This is a genomic window from Pseudomonas fulva NBRC 16637 = DSM 17717, from assembly GCF_000730565.1.
In the GTDB taxonomy this organism is placed as follows: domain Bacteria; phylum Pseudomonadota; class Gammaproteobacteria; order Pseudomonadales; family Pseudomonadaceae; genus Aquipseudomonas; species Aquipseudomonas fulva.
The window spans coordinates 110,014-128,158 of record NZ_BBIQ01000003.1; the positions used below are offsets into that span (position 1 = coordinate 110,014).

Below are 18,145 nucleotides of genomic sequence, written 5' to 3' on the forward strand. Positions count from 1 at the left end.
TCAAGGCTGTTTCAAGAAACCAGTGGTAACCTGGTCTAAAACTACCAAACGGACTCATAGCTCAGCTGGATAGAGTACTCGGCTACGAACCGAGCGGTCGCAGGTTCGAATCCTGCTGAGTCCGCCACTTTCGAAGTGGTTTTGTTATCAAGGCTGCTTCAAAAACCAGTGGTAATCTGGTCTAAAACTACCAAACGGACTCATAGCTCAGCTGGATAGAGTACTCGGCTACGAACCGAGCGGTCGCAGGTTCGAATCCTGCTGAGTCCGCCATACCCAAACAGGAAGCCCGCTCATTGAGCGGGCTTTTTGTTTTTCCAGGGTTTGTACTCCCAATCGCTTATACGCCCTACGCCCTACGCCCTACGTTTTACATACGGCTAAGGCGCTCTGTGCCTGCATGCCAAGCCCTTGGCAGGGCGCACACCCAGCTCGCGCAATGCCATTGCACCGATGGTTTCATGCGTTGTCAGAGCAATGACGCGCAAACGATTGTTATAGCCAAAAATTTAAGCGATCTGTCAGCTTGAGCAGTGTATGATTGCGCCCGTCAGCCCCGCCGGGGCTTGTGGATTACCACCATGGACTTACCCAGTAGTTACTCCCCAAACCGTTTCGTACAGATAGATCTAATCGATTGATTCCCCCGGCGTGCTCCGCGGCTGGGAGTGGAGTTCGCCTATGACTGAAGTAGAAGTAAAGAAAGCGCAAGAAAGCCTTCAGGACCGCCTGTCCCAGGTCGTTGACCTGCTTCAGCGCCAGCGCCTGGTCGAAGATGTCACCCACCGCCAGGAGGGTGCGCACAACGACCTGGTAGAAAACCTCGTCCACCGGCAGAATCTCGTCGAGTTGCAGCGCAAGCTCGATGACCTGCACCCCGCCGATATCGCCTACATCCTCGAAGCCTTGCCCCTCGAAGACCGCCTGACGGTCTGGCAGCTGGTGCGCTCGGATCGTGACGGCGACATTCTGCTTGAAGTGTCAGACGCCGTGCGCCAGTCGTTGATCGCCGACATGGACGATCACGAGCTGCTGGCTGCCGCCAAGGAAATGGACGCCGACGAGCTGGCCGACCTGGCACCTGAGTTGCCACGGGATGTGGTCCACGAGCTGATGGAAACCCTCGATGCCCAGCAACGCGAGCGCGTACGCTCTGCGCTGAGCTATGACGAGGAACAAGTCGGCGCGCTGATGGACTTCGAGATGGTGACCATCCGTGAAGACGTCAGCTTGGAAGTGGTATTGCGTTACCTGCGCCGTCTCAAGGAATTGCCCAACCACACCGACAAGCTGTTCGTGGTCGATCACGATGGCATTCTCAAGGGTGTGTTGCCGATCAAGCGCCTGCTGGTCAACGACCCAGACAAGCAAGTGGCCGACGTGATGGCCACCGATCCTGTGTCCTTCCACCCCGATGAAGACGCCTACGACGCAGCCCAGGCCTTCGAGCGCTATGACCTCGTATCGGCACCGGTCGTGGACAAGAGCGATCGGCTCATCGGTCGTCTGACCATCGACGAAATGGTCGACCTGATTCGCGAAGAGAGTGAGAGCGAAGTGCTAAACATGGCCGGTCTGCGCGAAGAAGAGGACATCTTCGCGTCGGTTTGGCGTTCGCTGCGCAACCGTTGGGCGTGGCTGGCCGTGAACCTGATCACCGCTTTCGTCGCATCCCGGGTGATCGGCTTGTTCGAAGGGTCCATCGAGAAGCTGGTTGCCCTGGCTGCGCTGATGCCGATCGTGGCGGGCATCGGTGGCAACTCCGGCAACCAGACCATCACCATGATTGTGCGCGCCATGGCCCTTGACCAGGTATCTCCCGGTAATACCTCGCGCCTGATGCGCAAAGAGCTGGCGGTGTCCTTGATCAACGGATTGATATGGGGTGGCGTCATCGGTGCCGTGGCCTTCTGGCTCTATGGCAGCTGGTCGCTGGGCCTGGTAATGACAGCCGCGATGACCTTGAACCTGCTGCTCGCGGCCCTGATGGGCGTGTTGATACCGATGACCTTGACGCGGCTGGGGCGCGACCCGGCAATGGGGTCGAGCGTGATGATCACCGCAGTCACCGACAGCGGCGGCTTCTTTATCTTCCTGGGGCTCGCCACGGTGTTCCTGCTCTAACGGCTCGGGGCGTTACGCCTTGCGTAACGCCTGGCCTGCCTGGGTGATAGATGGCAGATAAGCGGCTACCCCTTAAAACAAAAAAGCCAGCATCAGCTGGCTTTTTTGTGGGTGACAGCAAAGGTTTGCGTCAGGAAGCGTCGGCGGCCATTTCCACGTCATGGGCAATCAGGGCAACCAGCGCATTCTGCTGGCGATGGGAGAGCTGGCGGAAGCGTTGCAGCAGTTCGCGTTCGTGCAACGACAGTTCAGGGCTGTCCAGGCGCATGCTCAATTCCTCACCCAGGGCACCTTCCTGGATAAGGCTCTGCTCCAGGCGTGCAATGATCTCCGAGTTCATGCTGCGGTGGTGGTTGCGTGCTACCTCGGCGATGCGCTCACGCATCCCGTCTGGCAGGCGAACGACGAACTTGTCAGCAGTGCGGCTCGAATAAATAGCCTGTTTCATTGGGCGCATATAAATTGACCAGATTTTGGTTCAGGGGAAGCGGTTCTCAAATTGGCCGCGCGGGGTGGAAATACGACCGCCTTATCGCCAAAATGTTCAACCGGTTGTGCAGATGGACGCTCATCTTGCCTCAATGCTGCCGTTTCCTTGGCGTCAATTCTGTGACAAATAGTGATCTTCATAAAGACTTTATGCCAGTACCAATTATCAGAAATGAGCACTGGTTAAAATTTTCCCATGTCCAATAGCGGCCTCACGTCAGACGTATCCCCGCGAATCCTGCAAAAAACCTGAAACCTGCGCCGAAAGTAGCGTCAAACGCACAGGTTCTTAACCAGAGAGCATAGTGGCAATGCACCATGATGCAAGCTGCGTTTCGCCGCCTAGAGGCAAGCTGATTCTGTTGATCGGACCGTCTGGCGCGGGCAAAGACTCATTGATCGACGCTGCCCGACCGGAGCTGGCGGCAGCGCGTGTCGAAATCGCCCGTCGAGTCATCACACGCTCGCCTGAGGCCAAAGGGGAGGCCGCAGTAGGCGTCGATGCCGAGCAGTTCGAACGAATGAAGCTGCAAGGCGCATTCGCCATGCATTGGCAGGCCAATGGGTTGCAGTACGGTATCCCCCGGCAGATAGACGAGTGGCTAGCGCAGGGCAGGTCGGTGCTGGTAAACGGCTCGCGCGGTCACCTGGCTCAGGCGCGTATCCGCTACCCTGACTTGCTGGCCATCCGTGTGGACGTCAGTCTCGATATCCTGCGTCAACGCCTGCAGGCCCGCGGCCGGGAGACTCAAGCCGAGATCGACCAGCGCCTGGCTCGGCATGTCAGCTTGAGTGATGCGGCCGACGATGGCGTACGAACGGTGGACAACTCGACTACGCTGTCCACGGCAGTGGAGGCCTTGCTGGGCGTGTTGCGAGAAGAGGGCGTTATCCAGGCTAACTAGGGCTGCGGAAAAGGATTACGCTCAAATGGCACTCCAACACATGACAAACGGCGACACGCTGGTTAACATGCACGCCGTCCCGCTGAGCAGCGCCTGCTGCCAGTTGTTGTGTCTCAGTAGCTCAATTGGATAGAGCATCCCCCTCCTAAGGGGAAGGTTGCAGGTTCAAATCCTGCCTGGGACGCCATTTCTCCCCAGTGCCTCCAGCACTCCGTTCTCCTGCGCCAATCGCCCGTTACAAATCTACGCCTTAAGACGTATTTCAGCCCTACGCCCGTACCCCTATGCTTGCCCCGTCAAAGGCCACCCTCACTGGGCGCGCGCCGTCTCTGTCCACCTTCAGCAGCCCTTGGACTGGGGCGCAGTTGCTGGTTATCCAGGAGTTTGCATGAACCAGCACGTCACCCCCGTGCCCACGGGCTTTACCCAGGAGCAGCTGCACACGCTCTATGACCTGATCAGCGACGGTATTTGGGACTGGGATGCCAACACGGGTTATGTCTATCGCAATCCTGGCTGGTACCTCATGCTTGGCTATGGGCCTCACTCGCAGGAAAACTCGGTATTGACCTGGGAGCGGTTGATCCACCCCGACGATTTCCAGCGTGTCATGGCCCACTTCGATGCCTACATCCATCAGCGCAACGAGCGTTACCTGGTCGAGTACCGGTGCCGCTGCGCCGACGGCAGCTACCTGTGGGTCGAGGACAGTGGGTACGTCATTGCACGCAATCCGGACGGCTCGGTGGCACGCATGCTGGGTGCCCATCGCAACATCGACAGCGGCAAGCGGCAACTGGCGCAGCTTGAGCGGCGCAACCAATCGCTGGAATGCCTGGTCGCCGAGCGCACGCGCGAATTGTCCTGGGTGAACGAGCAGCTCCAGCGCCAACTGGACGAAAACCGCGAGCTTGCCGAGCGTGATTCCCTGACGCGCATCGCCAACCGCTATCGGTTGGAGAATGTGCTCAAGCAGGAGTGCGAGCGGGCTCAGCGCTTTCGCCAGCCGCTGTCGATCATCGCCATGGACATGGATGACTTCAAGCCTATCAACGACCAATACGGCCATGCGCAGGGGGACGCCGCCTTGGTTCGCGTAGCCGAGGCATTGCGCTCACGCCAGCGCACTACCGACTTGCTGGCGCGTTGGGGGGGTGATGAATTTGTCCTGGTCCTGGCCCAGACGAGCCTGGAGCAAGCCTGCGCCTGCGCCGAACAACTGCGCGAGGTGGTAGCGCAGTTGGAGCCCATTGGCGAGTGTCGATTGACCTTGAGCTACGGCGTGGTGCAGTGGCGCGAAGACGACGACCCGCACAGTCTGCTGGCGCGCGCCGATCAGGCGCTTTACCGGGCAAAGGGCGCAGGCAAGAACGCCGTCGCCCAATGACCTGGCTGACCCAGGCTGCGGCAAGGGTCAGATGTGCAGTGCGTGGCCCAGCGCGCGCAGGGCGGCCTCCTGGACCGCCTCGCCCAGGGTTGGGTGGGCATGAATCGTGCCTGCCACATCTTCCAGCCGCGCGCCCATTTCCAATGACTGGGCAAAGGCAGTGGACAGTTCGGAGACAGCCACGCCTACCGCTTGCCAACCCAGCACGAGGTGGTTGTCGCGGCGTGCCACCACCCGCACAAACCCCGTCTTGGACTCCAGGCTCATGGCCCGCCCGTTGGCGGCAAAGGGGAATTGCGCCACGATGCAGTCCAGCCCTTGCGCCACCGCCTGATCAGGGGTCAGGCCAGCGACGACCACTTCCGGGTCGGTGAAGCACACCGCAGCGATCGCAGCCGGCTCGAAGCGACGTGGCTTGCCAGCGATGCGTTCGGCGACCATTTCGCCTTGGGCCATCGCCCGGTGCGCCAGCATCGGCTCGCCCGCCACGTCACCAATGGCCCACACGTTGCGCATGCTGGTCTGGCACTGCGCGTCGATGGCAATCGCCGCGCCATTCATGCGCAGGTCCAGGCATTCGAGGTTAAAACCTTGGGTGCGCGGGCGCCTGCCGGCCGCTACCAGTACCCTGTCGGCATCAAGGCGCAGGGGCGAGCCTTCGCTATTGCGGGCCACCAGCGTGCCTTGCTCATAGCCTTCCACCTTGTGGTCGAGGTAAACGGCGATGCCGAGCTTTTTCAGCGACTCGGCCACGGGGGCGGTGAGCTCGGCGTCGTAGGTGGGCAACACCCGTTCGCGGGCCTCCACCACACTCACCTGCGCACCCAGCTTGCGGTACGCAGTGCCCAGTTCCAAACCGATGTATCCGCCACCGACCACCACCAAATGGCGCGGCACCGTAGTGGGCGTCAGTGCCTCGGTCGATGAAATGACGGCGTCCCCCAGCGGCAGCATGGGCAGCTCAATGCTGCTCGAGCCCGTGGCCAGCAACAGGTGCTCGCAGCGGATGCGCTGGTCGTCGACCTCCACGTGCTTGCCGTCGAGCAACTTCGCCCAGCCCTGGATGACCTTGACCCCGTGCTTTTTCAGCAGGGCGGCTACACCGGTGGTCAGCCGGTCGACGATACCGTCTTTCCATGCAACGCTCTGATGAATGTCCAGCTCGGGGGAGGCTACGCGGATGCCAAGTTGGGAGCCCTCGGCAAACCGGGTGGCTTGATGGAACTGCTCGGCTACATGAATCAAGGCTTTTGACGGAATGCAACCGATGTTCAGGCACGTTCCGCCCAGCGCTTGCCCTTCGACCAGGACCGTAGGTATGCCCAGCTGGCTGGCGCGGATGGCGGCCACATAGCCGCCGGGGCCGCCGCCGATGATCAGCAGCGTGGTTTCGATGATCGGTTGCATGCTCACTCCACAAACAGGCAGGCGGGTTGTTCCAGCAGGCTTCGCACGGCCTGGATGAACAGCGCGGCGTCCATGCCATCGACCACACGGTGGTCGAACGAGCTGGACAGGTTCATCATCTTGCGCACCACGATCTGGCCGTCGATGACCACGGGCCGCTCGACCATGCGGTTGACGCCCACGATGGCCACTTCCGGGGTGTTGACCACTGGCGTGCTGACGATGCCGCCCAGTGCGCCGAGGCTGGTCAGGGTGATGGTCGAACCCGACAGTTCTTCGCGGCTGGCCTTGTTGGTGCGAGCGGCATTGGCCACACGGGCGATTTCCGCTGCATTGGCCCACAGGTTGCCTGCCTCGGCATGGCGCAGCACCGGCACCATCAGGCCGTTGTCCCCTTGGGTCGCGATGCCGACGTGCACCGCGCCATGGCGGGTGATGACCTGTGCTTCGTCATCGTACGTAGCGTTGATCTGTGGAAAATCACGCAGTGCCACGACCAGCGCACGGACCAGGAACGGCAGCAGGGTGAGCTTGCCGCGGTCTTGGCCGTGCTTGCCGTTGAGCTGCTGGCGCAGCGCTTCGAGAGCAGTGACGTCGATTTCTTCGACGTAGCTGAAGTGGGCCACGCGCCGTTTGGCGTCCTGCATGCGCTGGGCGATCTTGCGCCGCAAGCCGATTACCGGGACTTGCTCGCTGTCGGTGCGCTTGCCGTAGCCGCTTGGCGCTTGCTCACCGGTGCGTTGGGGCTGGCTGAGGAAGGCATCGAGGTCTTCATGCAGGATGCGCCCGGCAGGGCCGCTCCCATGCACATAACGCAGCTCGATGCCGGCATCCAGCGCGCGTTTGCGCACCGCGGGCGAGGCGAGGGGTTTGTCGCTGGCCTGGCGGGGCGCCAGCGGTGCGGCCGGGCGGTTGGCCGGGGGCGTCAGCGTGGCCTGCGCGGGTTGTTCCTGTGCAGCCTGCTTGGGGGCTTCGCTGGCAGGTGGTGTTTCGGCGGCCTTGGCCTGCGGGGCGTCCACATGGTTGCCGTTGCCCTCGACCTCGATGCGGATCAGCTCGCTGCCAACCGACATCACTTCACCAGGCTGGCCGCCCAGGGCCATAACCTTGCCACTGACCGGGGAGGGGATCTCCACCGTGGCCTTGTCGGTCATGACATCGGCCACGACCTGATCCTCGGCGATCAGGTCGCCCACCTTGACGAACCACTCGACCAACTCAACCTGCGCGATGCCTTCGCCAATGTCCGGCATCTTGATGACATGCGTGCCCATTCAGACCTCCATGACCTTTTTCAATGCCGCACCCACCCGCGATGGCCCTGGGAAATACGCCCACTCCTGTGCATGGGGGTAGGGCGTGTCCCAACCGGTTACGCGCTCGATGGGCGCCTCCAGGTGATGGAAGCAGTGCTCTTGCACCAGCGCGACCAGTTCGGCGCCGAACCCGCAGGTTCGCGTGGCCTCATGTACCACCACGCAGCGGCCGGTCTTCTGCACCGAGGCGACGATGGTTTCCAGGTCCAGCGGCCACAGGCTGCGCAGGTCGATCACCTCGGCATCGACGCCTGTCTCTTCGGCCGCGACCTGGGCGACATAGACCGTCGTGCCATAGGTGAGGACCGTGACGTCGTTGCCGGGCCGGGTTACCACTGCCTTGTCCAGGGGCACGGTGTAGTAACCGTCGGGCACGGCGCTTTGGGGATGCTTGGACCATGGCGTCACAGGACGGTCGTGGTGGCCATCGAAGGGGCCGTTGTACAGGCGCTTGGGCTCAAGGAAGATGACCGGGTCATCGCACTCGATCGAGGCAATGAGCAGCCCCTTGGCGTCATAGGGGTTGGACGGCATGACGGTGCGCAGCCCGCACACCTGGGTGAACATCGCTTCCGGGCTCTGGCTGTGGGTCTGGCCACCATAAATGCCCCCGCCACATGGCATGCGCAGGGTCAGCGGCGAGATGAACTCGCCAGCAGAGCGGTAACGCAGCCGCGCCATTTCCGACACGATCTGGTCCGAGGCTGGATAGAAATAATCGGCGAACTGAATCTCCACCACCGGCCGCAAGCCGTAGGCACCCATGCCCACCGCCGTGCCGACGATGCCGCTTTCGGAAATCGGGGCATCGAACACCCGCGATTTGCCGTACTTGTTCTGCAGGCCCTCGGTGCATCGGAAGACGCCGCCGAAGTAACCGACGTCCTGGCCATACACGACCACGTTATCGTCGCGCTCGAGCATGATGTCCATGGCCGAGCGCAGGGCCTGGATCATGGTCATGGTGGTGGTGGCCATGGCGGTTTCCGGGTTGATGCTGTTGTTGTGATCGTTCATTTCAGACCCCCAGTTCCTGACGTTGGCGACGCAGGTGGTCCGGCATTTCCTTGTACACGTCCTCGAACATCGAAGCGGCACTGGGGATGTGTCCGTTGGCAAGGGTGCCGTACTGCTCGGCTTCCTTCTGCGCGGCGATCACGGCAGCCTCGAATTCGGCCGTGGTGGCCTGGTGTTCTTCTTCGGACCAGTGGCCGATCTTGACCAGGTGCTGCTTCAGGCGAGCGATCGGATCGCCCAGCGGGAAGTGGCTCCAATCGTCCGCAGGGCGGTACTTGGACGGATCATCGGACGTGGAATGCGGGCCAGCACGGTAGGTGACCCACTCGATCAGGCTGGGGCCGAGGCCGCGGCGTGCGCGTTCGGCTGCCCAGCGCGAGGCCGCGTAGACGGCCACGAAGTCGTTGCCGTCCACGCGCAACGAGGCGATGCCACAGCCCACGCCGCGGCCGGCGAAGGTGGTGGACTCGCCGCCAGCGATGGCCTGGAACGTGGAAATCGCCCACTGGTTGTTGACCACGTTGAGGATGACTGGGGCGCGGTAGACGTGGGCGAAGGTAAGGGCGGTGTGGAAGTCCGATTCGGCGGTGGCACCATCGCCGATCCAGGCCGAGGCGATCTTGGTATCGCCCTTGATGGCCGAGGCCATGGCCCAGCCCACCGCTTGCACGAATTGGGTCGCCAGGTTGCCGCTGATGGTGAAAAAGCCAGCCTCGCGTACCGAATACATGATTGGCAACTGGCGGCCCTTGAGCGGATCACGCTCGTTGGAGAGCAGTTGGCAGATCATGTCCACCAGCGAAACGTCACGGGCGATCAGGATGCTTTGCTGGCGATAGGTCGGAAAGCACATGTCGGTGCGGTTCAGCGCCAGTGCCTGGGCACTGCCGATGGCTTCTTCGCCCAGGCTCTGCATGTAGAAGGACATCTTCTTCTGGCGCTGGGCGACGACCATGCGGCTGTCGAAGATCCGGGTCTTGAGCATGGCGCGCATGCCCTGACGCAGTACCTGGGGGTCAATGTCCTCGGCCCAGGGGCCTTGGGCATTGCCCTGTTCATCCAGCACGCGCACCAGGCTGCCGGACAAGTCGGCGGTATCGGCGGCTTCTACGTCGATGGGCGGTTTACGGACCTGGCCGGCGTCATTCAGGCGCAGGTAGGAAAAATCGGTCTGGCAGCCTGGCCGGCCGGTAGGCTCGGGCACATGCAGGCGCAGGGGGGCGTACTCGTTCATGCTGTTTACGCTCGCTCGGGTATTTGTTTTTGTGAGCTTTGAAGCGGTCGCTGCTGAGTGCCGGCTCGTGACCAGCAGGTCAGCGTTAACTACATGTTAGTTGCCTCGGCGCAGAATATTTCTCTCTAGTTGATTGCCTTTGGCGAGCAGGCCAGATAAACATTTCGCATAAACACAAAAAACCGGTGATTTTGTCTCATGCGCAAACTCGATCGTACCGATATCGGCATTCTCAACAGCCTTCAGGAAAACGCCCGCATTACCAACGCCGAGCTGGCACGTTCGGTCAACCTGTCGCCTACGCCCTGTTTCAATCGGGTGCGGGCCATGGAGGAGCTTGGCGTCATTCGCCAGCAGGTCACGCTGTTGTCGCCCGAGGTGCTGGGGCTGGATGTGAATGTATTCATTCATGTGAGCCTGGAAAAACAGATAGAGCAGGCATTGCACCGCTTCGAGGAAGAGATCGCCGAACGGCCCGAGGTCATGGAGTGCTACCTGATGACTGGCGACCCGGACTACCTGCTGCGTGTGCTACTGCCCAGCATTCAGGCACTGGAGCGGTTTCTGGATTACCTGACCCGCCTGCCGGGCGTTGCCAACATTCGTTCCAGCTTCGCGCTCAAGCAGGTGCGCTACAAGACAGCCCTGCCGTTACCGGCAAACGGTATGACCTTGCGCGAATGACTGCTGTCCAAGTTCGTCGGTGCCCTGTGGCGTGGCCTGACCCGTCTATCACCTGGCCACGGACGAGGGACTATTCGATTTTGCAGCACGGGGCCTGCAACGCCTGTCGTAAGCCTTTATTCTGCACGTACCACTGCCAGCTCAACCCGGGAGCCGAAGGGATTTATGCGCACTATCTGGAAGCCGTTTCAGTCGTTGTATTTCGCTGCATTGATGATGTTGATCGGCTCGGGCCTGCTCAGTACCTACCTGGCGCTGCGCCTGGCTGCCGACAACGTCGATAGCCTGTGGGTCGGTGCCTTGATGGCGGCCAACTACTTCGGCCTAGCCGTGGGCGGCAAGGTCGGCCACCGGCTCATCGGCCGAGTAGGGCATATACGCGCCTATGCCACCTGCGCCGGGATCGTCGGCGCCGCCGTGCTTGGGCATGGCCTGACCAACTGGCTGCCGGCCTGGGTCGGGCTGCGGATGATCGTGGGCCTGGGCATGATGTGTCAGTACATGGTCATCGAAAGCTGGCTCAACGAGCAGGCGGACGTGAAGTACCGGGGCGCGGTGTTCAGTGGATACATGATCGCGTCCTACCTGGGCTTGGTGTTGGGTCAGCTGATACTGGTGGTGCACCCTGAGCTGGGGCTTGAGCTGCTGATGCTGGTCGCGATGTGCTTCGCCCTGTGCCTGGTACCGGTGGCCATGACCCGCCGCATCCACCCTGCGCCGCTGCGTCCGGCACCCATGGAGCCGAAGTTCTTCATCAAGCGCGTACCGCAGTCGCTCAGTACCGTACTGGGTTCGGGTTTGATCGTCGGCTCGTTCTACGGCCTTGCTCCGCTGTATGCCGCCAGCCAGGGCCTGAGCACCGAGCAGATCGGTCTGTTCATGGGCTGCTGCATCTTCGCAGGGCTGGTGGTTCAGTGGCCGCTGGGCTGGTTGTCGGACCGTTACGACCGTGCGGTGTTGATTCGCAGTGTCGCGGTGGGGCTGGCTGTGACCGCCGCGCCGCTGGCGATCCTGCCCGACGTGCCGCTGGAGTTGCTGTTCGCCATGGGCTTTGTGGTGTCGCTGTTGCAGTTCAGCCTGTACCCGCTGGCCGTGGCTTTTTCCAACGACCACGTGGAGAGCGAGCGCCGCGTTTCGCTGACTGCCATGTTGTTGGTGACTTACGGCGTGGGGGCGTGCATCGGCCCACTGGCTGCTGGCGTGCTGATGAAAGTGCTGGGGGTGCAGATGTTGTACGCCTTCTTCGTGTTCTTTGCCCTCGTGTTGGTCTGGCGCATCCGTCCAAAAGCCGTCACTGGCCTGCACCAGGTCCAGGATGCCCCCTTGGGCCACGTCGCCATGCCCGCCGCCGGTTCGCCTCTGTCGGCAGCGCTGGACCCCCGTGTGGATGAGCAGACTGTGCAGGATGTGATGCAGACACCGGTAGCGGCCGAGGATACGGAGGAGGCCGAGAAAGACGGCGAGTCGCCGCAGGAGGATGTGCAAGGCGATAAGCCGGTTTGAATGTGGGGGAAGTTTGGGCAGCTGCTTGAGCATGAAATCAGAGACATGCGCTGTTTTGCTGTTGCTGTTGCTGTTGCTGTTGCTGTTGCTGTTGCTGTTGCTGCTTCTAAGCGCGCGGTAATTCAGGCGCCGCAGATCGCGACTTCAGGAGGCCGAGCGCAGGGCTTGCGCAGGGAGGTGACAGGCATGGATGCCTGTCAAGCGCTGGGCCCCAGGATGGGGCCTGCAGCGCGGTCCTCCCGGAGCAAGCCCGGAGCGAGGGAACCCCGGAGCGCAGCGCAGGGGCCGTATGATAGGAGCAGGCGGTTTTTGCTTACTTTTTGACAAGACAAAAAGTGAGCCGCCGTAAGGGCGGAAGGGTGACTGCGCGCCACCCTCGCCAATGAATGCCTACACTGTTTTAAACGTCCATACCCACGCTTTAAAACTCAGTGATAGCACCCAAACTGCTGAAAGGCCGCGGGGGCCAAACCGCCAGCTGCAAATCAATAATCGTCCTTATCAAACCGCCGCGCCTCACGCTGCAGCTGATAGACAAAACTCTCCACCTTGCGCTGGGCAGGCCCACTGAGGTTATGAAAACGAACCCCAGCAAACGTGGTATTGATGCGCTCTTCATAATGCAGATGGCGCAGCTCGACCATGGTATCCACCAACCCAAGCGGTGCGCCGGCCTTGAAGCGTTCATAGACCTGACCCAGCTGCAGGCGATCCTCGACATTACCGTCAAAGCGCAGCTTGCACCCGGTAGCTGACACATCCAGCAACTTGCCACGCAAGGCACCATTGCCCTTGAGGTGCGTGCCATCAAGCATGATGTCCACCAGCTGCGACAGCTTCAGCGCGGCACGAAATGCGTTGCGGCGCTGGTGGTAGGTCATCTCCAGTGGCAGGCCGCCGCGATAGCAGCGATGGCCGTCCACTTCGCTGATGCGCAAGCCGTGGGTGCATTCCCAGGCGATGCGCACACCATCATGAAAGCCTTCCACCCGGAAATGCTCGCCGTTTTCGATGAATTTCTCACCGTCGCGGGGGATCAGCTCGTCAAGCGCCAGCACATTGTTTTCCCGATCGACGTCCACCACGTAACTCTGGAAGCGATGGCCTCGGTCATGGAAGGTGATGATCAGGGGGTCGTGACTTTCCTGGAGCTGCCGTAAATTGGCCGCAATTTCCAAGGGTGTGCTCAGCACCTTGGGCGGTTGCGGGGCATCGGATTCATTGAACACGGCTTGACGTTCTCCAGGCAAAAGCGACACAGGCAATTAACAGCATTTTGCCAGTATGTGCCGTGCCTTGATAGGGAAATCACACTTGGCTGAGGGCGCGCGGCTTGGTCAGGGGCGAGGTGCTGCCGCGGCTGTTGTAGAGCGAGGGTGAGTCACCGCCCATGAGAATGCGTACCTGGTTGTTGGTGACCTGTTGCTGAACCTGAATGATACGGCCGTTGGTCAAGTTGACCTGCTGACATTCATCCATCAGCTGCGCCAGCGTATCGAGTCGCTCCAGCATCACGTCACCGTGCGGCGATTGCGCCGCCACCGCCTGTACGCCGGCGCGGTCTGCGCTCAGGCCCAGGTCGGTCAGCAACTGGCCACGGCGCTGGCCGTGTTGTTCGAGCAGGATGATCAGTGACTGTTTGCGCGCCAGGATCTGCTCGAGCAACTGCATGTCGCGACCGTGCAGCGCGACGGCCTCGTTCTGCAGCAGCTCGAGCAGCTCCTGCATGGGGGCGATGTCTTGTTCGATCAGTTGCAGCAGCGTGGTGTCATGCATGGCTAACTCCCGGTTTTCAAGCGTCCATTGAAGTCAGCGCACCCGACGGTCAACGCTGTGCTTCGAAATCAAGCAGCTTGCTGGCGACCCGGCCGGCATCAACCTGGTAGCTGCCGTCGGCAATGGCCTGTTTGAGCTGGGCTACCTTGGCGCTGTTGACGACGGGTTCATCGCGCAGCTTGTCGCTGATCTTTTGCAACTGCTGGGCCTCTGGGCTCAGGTGTACGGCTTCTCCGCTTGCACCCGCGCCCTTTACTGTTTCCTGGCTGGCGGCCGGCTTTTCAGTGCTGCCAGGGGCATTGCTGCCGCGTACGCCGCCGGTGACGGCCGGGGAATTATTCAAACGACTGAAGTCGATGACCATGATCAGAAAACCTCTGGGTTTATGGACGCTTGCCTTGTTTTCGGCCAACTCACGATAAACTTTAGGCACAAATGCGTGGCTGTCTTGAGCGACAGCCTGTTACCCGTTTTCTGACACAGTCTAAAAAAAGCGGTTCCCGTGCGCCAGCGGCTTCCGCCCACTGGCTTACATGCTCACCTCGACCTGGCCCGGGCCTGTCACCATGGCCTTGACCACGCGTTTGGAATTGAGGTTGCGCACCCGAATCTGCTCGCTGATGCCGCCTTTGCTCAGCGCCTCGCCAGGCATGCGTACGCTCAACGTGCCGCTGCGGGCAACGATCACCACATGATCGCCTTTGCGCACCACCTCCGCCTGCTCCAGGTGCTGAGGCGTCAGCACCTGATCCATCACCGTCGGGCGCAGCATCTTCATGCCGACCGCCTGGCCCATATCGGTCAGAAACCCTTGGCCCAGCGTGCCGACGTCCCGTTCGCGCAGGGCCACATCACCTTCGCTCACCACGTTGTCCCGTCGCAGCGGGCGGGTGACCACGACCACCTCGCGGAACAAGCGAACAGTGGCGGGCACGAACACGGTCCAAGGCGCCGCGCCGTCGCAGCGCACACGCACCGTCACCCGCCCCAGCGGCACGCTCGGGCTTTCCAACGAGGCGTCGAGCGCCTGGCTGCACAGGGGCATGCGCAACCGTGGGTCCAACGGGTTGACCTGGATCTCGTAGCGGCCGGCCGTTTGGGTCGTGGCGAGATAATCTTCGACGGTGAACTCAAGAAACCCCTGGGTGACACCGATAAGCTGTTCAGGCATGGTGAACGTGTCCGCCCAGGTGCGAACCGGTACCAGCAGGCACAGTGCGGCCAGCAAGCCAGCCAGCAGGCGCGTCAATCGTCGGGAAACTGTCGTTTTCATGTACATGGCGCTCAAAAAAGCAAAGCCCGTGCCGACTTCTTGAGTGAGTGGCAACGAATGGCTGACAGGTAAGGAGTTCGGCATGGCGGGGGTTATGGATTCGGTCAACCAGCGCACACAGCTGGTAGGGCAGAATCGCCTGGAACTGCTGCTGTTCCGCCTCAACGGCGAACAGCTTTATGGCATCAACGTTTTCAAGGTCAGGGAAGTGCTGCAATGCCCTGCGCTGACCATTCTGCCCAAGGCGCACCCGGTAGTGCGCGGCGTCGCCAACATTCGCGGCGCGACGATCCCGATCCTTGACCTATCGATGGCCACCGGCCTGCGCCCGTTGCAGGAGGACACGCGCAGCAGTTTCGTGATCATTACCGAGTACAACACCAAGACCCAGGGCTTCCTGGTGCACTCGGTCGAGCGCATCGTCAACATGAACTGGGAAGAAATCCATCCGCCACCCAAGGGGACCGGCCGCGATCACTACCTGACGGCAGTCACTCGGGTGGACAACCGCATGGTCGAGATCATCGACGTGGAGAAGGTGCTGGCCGAGGTCGCGCCGTCTTCGGAGTCGGTGTCGGCGGGTGTGGTGGACGCCGAGGTGCAGGACAAGGCCGTGATGCTGCGGGTGTTGACCGTCGACGATTCGTCGGTTGCACGCAAGCAGGTCAGCCGCTGCCTGCAGACCGTCGGCGTCGAGGTGGTGGCGCTCAATGACGGTCGTCAGGCCTTGAACTACCTGCGCCAGTTGGTGGACGAAGGCAAGAAACCCGAAGAAGAGTTTCTGATGATGATTTCCGACATTGAGATGCCGGAAATGGACGGCTATACCCTGACAGCGGAAATTCGCAGCGACCCGCGCATGCAAAAGCTGCACATCTGCCTGCATACTTCACTGTCCGGGGTGTTCAATCAGGCGATGGTCAAGAAAGTGGGCGCCGATGACTTCCTGGCCAAGTTCCGGCCGGATGATCTGGCCCAGCGCGTGGTTGACCGGATCAAGGCAGCGCATTGAAAGGCGCCGGGGTTCGCCCCGGCCACAGTGATTGAAAAGAGGCGGCAGCAGTGTCTACGGGTAATTTGGATTTCGAACAGTTCCGGGTATTTCTGGAAAAAGCCTGTGGCATCTTGCTGGGCGAGAATAAGCAGTACCTGGTGTCCAGCCGCCTCAACAAGTTGATGGAGCAGCAGGGCATCAAGAGCCTGGGCGAGCTGGTGCAGCGCATTCAGGCGCAGCCGCGTGGCGGCCTGCGCGAGCAGGTGGTCGACGCCATGACCACCAACGAAACCCTGTGGTTTCGCGATACCTACCCGTTCGAGGTGCTCAAGAACAAGGTCATCCCCGAGTTCATCCGCAACAACCCCGGCCAGCGCCTGCGCATGTGGTCGGCGGCGTGCTCGTCGGGCCAGGAGCCGTACTCCATCTCCATGGCCATCGACGAGTTCGAACGCAGCAACCTGGGCCAGCTGAAAATGGGCGCGCAGATCGTTGCGACCGACCTGTCGGGCACCATGCTCAACAACTGCAAGACTGGCGAATACGACAGCCTGGCGATAGCCCGCGGCTTGTCGGCCGAGCGCCTGCAGCGCTACTTCGACCCCAAGGGGCCGGGGCGCTGGGCCATCAAGCCGGCGATTCGCAACCGGGTGGAGTTCCGCTCGTTCAACCTGCTCGACAGCTATGCAAGCCTGGGCAAATTCGACATCGTGTTCTGCCGCAACGTGTTGATCTACTTCTCGGCCCAGGTCAAGAAAGACATTTTGCTGCGCATCCACAGCACGCTCAAGCCGGGCGGGTACCTGTTCCTGGGCGCATCCGAAGCCCTCAACGGCCTGCCGGATCATTACCAGATGGTGCAATGCAGCCCGGGCATCATCTACCAGGCCAAGTAGGCCTGCGTCGTGTATGGCGCTGACAGGACGACGTCTTGTCAGCGGCCTTCAATGAGTCGGCCCTGCCGCTGACGTCAAATTTTTGTTTTGCCGCTCAAGTGCGCTTCTTTTTGCCGCTTGTGGCCATTCGGCCACGTGTGGTTTGCCGCTTTTCTGGCATCGCATCCTCGCGAGCAGGCCTGCAAGGCCTTGAATCCGGGCTTTGCAGATGTTGGCACAAGCTTTGCTAAAACCTTCGGCAACGACACTCTGGTCAACCGCTGAAGGTTTCCCCGACATGAGCATCAGCTTCGACAAGGCGCTTGGTATCCATGAAAAGGCCCTGGGCTTTCGTGCGCAACGCGCCGAAGTGCTGGCCAACAACATCGCCAACGCCGACACCCCCAACTACAAGGCCCGTGACCTGGACTTCGCCTCTGTGCTGGCCGCCGAAAGCGACAAGCAGCAGAACGGCGGCCGCTTCGGTCTGGAGCGCACCAACAGCCGGCACATCGAGGCCGACGGCGTGGCGCTGAGCGACGAAGCCCTCAAGTACCGCACGCCGATGCAGCCCTCGATCGACCAGAACACCGTGGACGCGCAGATCGAGCAGTCCAACTACACCGAAAATGCCATCGGCTTCCAGGCCAGCTTCACGTTGCTCAACAGTAAATTCAAAGGGCTGGTGTCAGCCCTGCGGGGAGAATGACCATGTCCCTTTCCAGTGTCTTCAACATTGCCGGTTCCGGCATGAGCGCGCAGAACACGCGCCTGAACACCGTCGCCTCCAACATCGCCAACGCCGAGACGGTCTCGTCGAGCATCGACCAGACCTACCGCGCTCGTCATCCCGTGTTCGCCACCACGTTCCAGAACACCCAGGCCGGCACCAGCCAGTCGCTGTTCGAGGACCAGGGCGAGGCAGGGCAGGGCGTGCAGGTAACTGGCATCGTCGAGGACCAGAGCAACCTCGAGGCCCGCTACGAGCCCAGCCACCCGGCGGCGAACAAGGACGGCTACGTGTATTACCCCAACGTCAACGTGGTCGAGGAAATGGCTGACATGATCTCGGCCAGCCGCGCGTTCCAGACCAATGCCGAGTTGATGAACACGGCCAAGAGCATGATGCAGAAGGTACTGACCCTGGGTCAGTGATAGGAC

The 18,145-nt window shown here is 61.3% G+C and carries 18 protein-coding genes and 3 tRNA genes; 12 read left to right on the forward strand and 9 right to left on the reverse strand.

The window, feature by feature from the left end:
• Window positions 1-50 precede the first annotated feature (50 nt).
• The 3 genes from PFU01S_RS04785 to mgtE all read left to right on the forward strand — a co-directional run bounded on the left by PFU01S_RS04785 (window position 51) and on the right by mgtE (window position 2,124).
• Window positions 51-127: transfer RNA gene (locus tag PFU01S_RS04785), tRNA-Arg, on the forward strand.
• Window positions 128-196: 69 nt separating this feature from the next.
• Window positions 197-273 (forward strand) — tRNA-Arg (locus PFU01S_RS04790).
• A gap of 408 nt (window positions 274-681) precedes the next feature.
• Window positions 682-2,124 carry a magnesium transporter gene (gene mgtE / locus PFU01S_RS04795; protein ID WP_023533822.1) on the forward strand — a complete coding sequence of 481 codons (1,443 nt, stop codon included), beginning with the start codon at window positions 682-684 and terminating at the stop codon, window positions 2,122-2,124.
• 130 nt (window positions 2,125-2,254) lie between these two features.
• Here the strand turns inward: mgtE and PFU01S_RS04800 are convergent, their stop codons facing one another.
• The gene (locus PFU01S_RS04800) at window positions 2,255-2,581 is read right to left on the reverse strand and encodes an Arc family DNA-binding protein (RefSeq protein WP_027915923.1); all 327 of its coding nucleotides are present in this window, start codon (window positions 2,579-2,581) and stop codon (window positions 2,255-2,257) included.
• A gap of 343 nt (window positions 2,582-2,924) precedes the next feature.
• On the opposite strand from PFU01S_RS04800, the gene phnN reads away from it, so the two are divergent.
• From phnN to PFU01S_RS04815, 3 genes are all read left to right on the forward strand, one after another.
• Entirely contained in the window at window positions 2,925-3,518 is a 594-nt protein-coding gene (phnN, locus tag PFU01S_RS04805; RefSeq protein WP_028688022.1) for a phosphonate metabolism protein/1,5-bisphosphokinase (PRPP-forming) PhnN, read from the forward strand.
• Between the two features lie 110 nt (window positions 3,519-3,628).
• Window positions 3,629-3,705, forward strand: a tRNA-Arg gene (locus tag PFU01S_RS04810).
• 201 nt (window positions 3,706-3,906) lie between these two features.
• Complete coding sequence (locus tag PFU01S_RS04815; RefSeq protein ID WP_028688021.1) at window positions 3,907-4,905, forward strand: sensor domain-containing diguanylate cyclase; 999 nt, start codon at window positions 3,907-3,909, stop codon at window positions 4,903-4,905.
• A gap of 27 nt (window positions 4,906-4,932) precedes the next feature.
• Here the strand turns inward: PFU01S_RS04815 and lpdA are convergent, their stop codons facing one another.
• From lpdA to PFU01S_RS04835, 4 genes are read right to left on the reverse strand one after another with little or no spacing between them, the layout of a single operon-like run.
• Window positions 4,933-6,312, reverse strand: a complete 1,380-nt coding sequence (gene lpdA, locus PFU01S_RS04820) for a dihydrolipoyl dehydrogenase (RefSeq protein ID WP_028688020.1) — start codon at window positions 6,310-6,312, stop codon at window positions 4,933-4,935.
• A gap of 2 nt (window positions 6,313-6,314) precedes the next feature.
• Window positions 6,315-7,586 (reverse strand): dihydrolipoamide acetyltransferase family protein, encoded by a 1,272-nt coding sequence (locus PFU01S_RS04825; RefSeq protein WP_027915927.1) that lies wholly within the window; start codon window positions 7,584-7,586, stop codon window positions 6,315-6,317.
• Window positions 7,587-8,645 (reverse strand): alpha-ketoacid dehydrogenase subunit beta, encoded by a 1,059-nt coding sequence (locus tag PFU01S_RS04830; RefSeq protein ID WP_027915928.1) that lies wholly within the window; start codon window positions 8,643-8,645, stop codon window positions 7,587-7,589.
• A 1-nt stretch (window position 8,646) separates the two neighbouring features.
• On the reverse strand, window positions 8,647-9,879 hold the full coding sequence (locus tag PFU01S_RS04835) for a 3-methyl-2-oxobutanoate dehydrogenase (2-methylpropanoyl-transferring) subunit alpha (protein WP_027915929.1): 1,233 nt from the start codon (window positions 9,877-9,879) through the stop codon (window positions 8,647-8,649).
• A gap of 198 nt (window positions 9,880-10,077) precedes the next feature.
• Here PFU01S_RS04835 and bkdR point away from each other — a divergent pair, with 198 nt between their 5' ends.
• Window positions 10,078-10,563, forward strand: a complete 486-nt coding sequence (gene bkdR / locus PFU01S_RS04840) for a Bkd operon transcriptional regulator BkdR (RefSeq protein ID WP_023533792.1) — start codon at window positions 10,078-10,080, stop codon at window positions 10,561-10,563.
• Window positions 10,564-10,728: 165 nt separating this feature from the next.
• Window positions 10,729-12,066: an MFS transporter gene (locus tag PFU01S_RS04845; RefSeq protein WP_028688019.1), complete on the forward strand. Its 1,338-nt coding sequence runs from the start codon at window positions 10,729-10,731 to the stop codon at window positions 12,064-12,066.
• Window positions 12,067-12,551: 485 nt separating this feature from the next.
• On the opposite strand, the gene PFU01S_RS04850 is transcribed toward PFU01S_RS04845, so the two are convergent.
• The 4 genes from PFU01S_RS04850 to flgA all read right to left on the reverse strand — a co-directional run bounded on the left by PFU01S_RS04850 (window position 12,552) and on the right by flgA (window position 15,121).
• Window positions 12,552-13,295, reverse strand: a complete 744-nt coding sequence (locus tag PFU01S_RS04850) for a flagellar brake protein (RefSeq protein WP_027915931.1) — start codon at window positions 13,293-13,295, stop codon at window positions 12,552-12,554.
• A 79-nt stretch (window positions 13,296-13,374) separates the two neighbouring features.
• Window positions 13,375-13,842 carry a flagella synthesis protein FlgN gene (locus PFU01S_RS04855; RefSeq protein ID WP_027915932.1) on the reverse strand — a complete coding sequence of 156 codons (468 nt, stop codon included), beginning with the start codon at window positions 13,840-13,842 and terminating at the stop codon, window positions 13,375-13,377.
• Between the two features lie 49 nt (window positions 13,843-13,891).
• The gene (gene flgM, locus PFU01S_RS04860; protein WP_023533930.1) at window positions 13,892-14,206 is read right to left on the reverse strand and encodes a flagellar biosynthesis anti-sigma factor FlgM; all 315 of its coding nucleotides are present in this window, start codon (window positions 14,204-14,206) and stop codon (window positions 13,892-13,894) included.
• A 165-nt stretch (window positions 14,207-14,371) separates the two neighbouring features.
• On the reverse strand, window positions 14,372-15,121 hold the full coding sequence (flgA, locus tag PFU01S_RS04865) for a flagellar basal body P-ring formation chaperone FlgA (protein ID WP_027915933.1): 750 nt from the start codon (window positions 15,119-15,121) through the stop codon (window positions 14,372-14,374).
• A gap of 76 nt (window positions 15,122-15,197) precedes the next feature.
• Here flgA and PFU01S_RS04870 point away from each other — a divergent pair, with 76 nt between their 5' ends.
• The 4 genes from PFU01S_RS04870 (at window position 15,198) to flgC (ending at window position 18,139) form a co-directional block, all read left to right on the forward strand.
• The gene (locus PFU01S_RS04870; RefSeq protein WP_023533940.1) at window positions 15,198-16,127 is read left to right on the forward strand and encodes a chemotaxis protein CheV; all 930 of its coding nucleotides are present in this window, start codon (window positions 15,198-15,200) and stop codon (window positions 16,125-16,127) included.
• 50 nt (window positions 16,128-16,177) lie between these two features.
• On the forward strand, window positions 16,178-17,005 hold the full coding sequence (gene cheR, locus PFU01S_RS04875) for a protein-glutamate O-methyltransferase CheR (protein ID WP_023533991.1): 828 nt from the start codon (window positions 16,178-16,180) through the stop codon (window positions 17,003-17,005).
• 277 nt (window positions 17,006-17,282) lie between these two features.
• A complete protein-coding gene (gene flgB, locus PFU01S_RS04880) occupies window positions 17,283-17,693 on the forward strand; it encodes a flagellar basal body rod protein FlgB (protein ID WP_023533958.1) in 411 nt (136 codons plus the stop codon).
• A 2-nt stretch (window positions 17,694-17,695) separates the two neighbouring features.
• On the forward strand, window positions 17,696-18,139 hold the full coding sequence (gene flgC, locus PFU01S_RS04885) for a flagellar basal body rod protein FlgC (protein ID WP_023533977.1): 444 nt from the start codon (window positions 17,696-17,698) through the stop codon (window positions 18,137-18,139).
• Window positions 18,140-18,145 lie beyond the last annotated feature (6 nt).

What these genes read in the sequence shown, in the direction of transcription:
- mgtE (WP_023533822.1), top strand. Translation starts at nt 682, where the DNA reads ATGACTGAAGTAGAAGTAAAGAAAGCGCAAGAAAGCCTTCAGGACCGC.
- PFU01S_RS04800 (WP_027915923.1), bottom strand. Translation starts at nt 2,581, where the DNA reads ATGCGCCCAATGAAACAGGCTATTTATTCGAGCCGCACTGCTGACAAG.
- phnN (WP_028688022.1), top strand. Translation starts at nt 2,925, where the DNA reads ATGCACCATGATGCAAGCTGCGTTTCGCCGCCTAGAGGCAAGCTGATT.
- PFU01S_RS04815 (WP_028688021.1), top strand. Translation starts at nt 3,907, where the DNA reads ATGAACCAGCACGTCACCCCCGTGCCCACGGGCTTTACCCAGGAGCAG.
- lpdA (WP_028688020.1), bottom strand. Translation starts at nt 6,312, where the DNA reads ATGCAACCGATCATCGAAACCACGCTGCTGATCATCGGCGGCGGCCCC.
- PFU01S_RS04825 (WP_027915927.1), bottom strand. Translation starts at nt 7,586, where the DNA reads ATGGGCACGCATGTCATCAAGATGCCGGACATTGGCGAAGGCATCGCG.
- PFU01S_RS04830 (WP_027915928.1), bottom strand. Translation starts at nt 8,645, where the DNA reads ATGAACGATCACAACAACAGCATCAACCCGGAAACCGCCATGGCCACC.
- PFU01S_RS04835 (WP_027915929.1), bottom strand. Translation starts at nt 9,879, where the DNA reads ATGAACGAGTACGCCCCCCTGCGCCTGCATGTGCCCGAGCCTACCGGC.
- bkdR (WP_023533792.1), top strand. Translation starts at nt 10,078, where the DNA reads ATGCGCAAACTCGATCGTACCGATATCGGCATTCTCAACAGCCTTCAG.
- PFU01S_RS04845 (WP_028688019.1), top strand. Translation starts at nt 10,729, where the DNA reads ATGCGCACTATCTGGAAGCCGTTTCAGTCGTTGTATTTCGCTGCATTG.
- PFU01S_RS04855 (WP_027915932.1), bottom strand. Translation starts at nt 13,842, where the DNA reads ATGCATGACACCACGCTGCTGCAACTGATCGAACAAGACATCGCCCCC.
- flgM (WP_023533930.1), bottom strand. Translation starts at nt 14,206, where the DNA reads ATGGTCATCGACTTCAGTCGTTTGAATAATTCCCCGGCCGTCACCGGC.
- flgA (WP_027915933.1), bottom strand. Translation starts at nt 15,121, where the DNA reads ATGTACATGAAAACGACAGTTTCCCGACGATTGACGCGCCTGCTGGCT.
- PFU01S_RS04870 (WP_023533940.1), top strand. Translation starts at nt 15,198, where the DNA reads ATGGCGGGGGTTATGGATTCGGTCAACCAGCGCACACAGCTGGTAGGG.
- flgB (WP_023533958.1), top strand. Translation starts at nt 17,283, where the DNA reads ATGAGCATCAGCTTCGACAAGGCGCTTGGTATCCATGAAAAGGCCCTG.
- flgC (WP_023533977.1), top strand. Translation starts at nt 17,696, where the DNA reads ATGTCCCTTTCCAGTGTCTTCAACATTGCCGGTTCCGGCATGAGCGCG.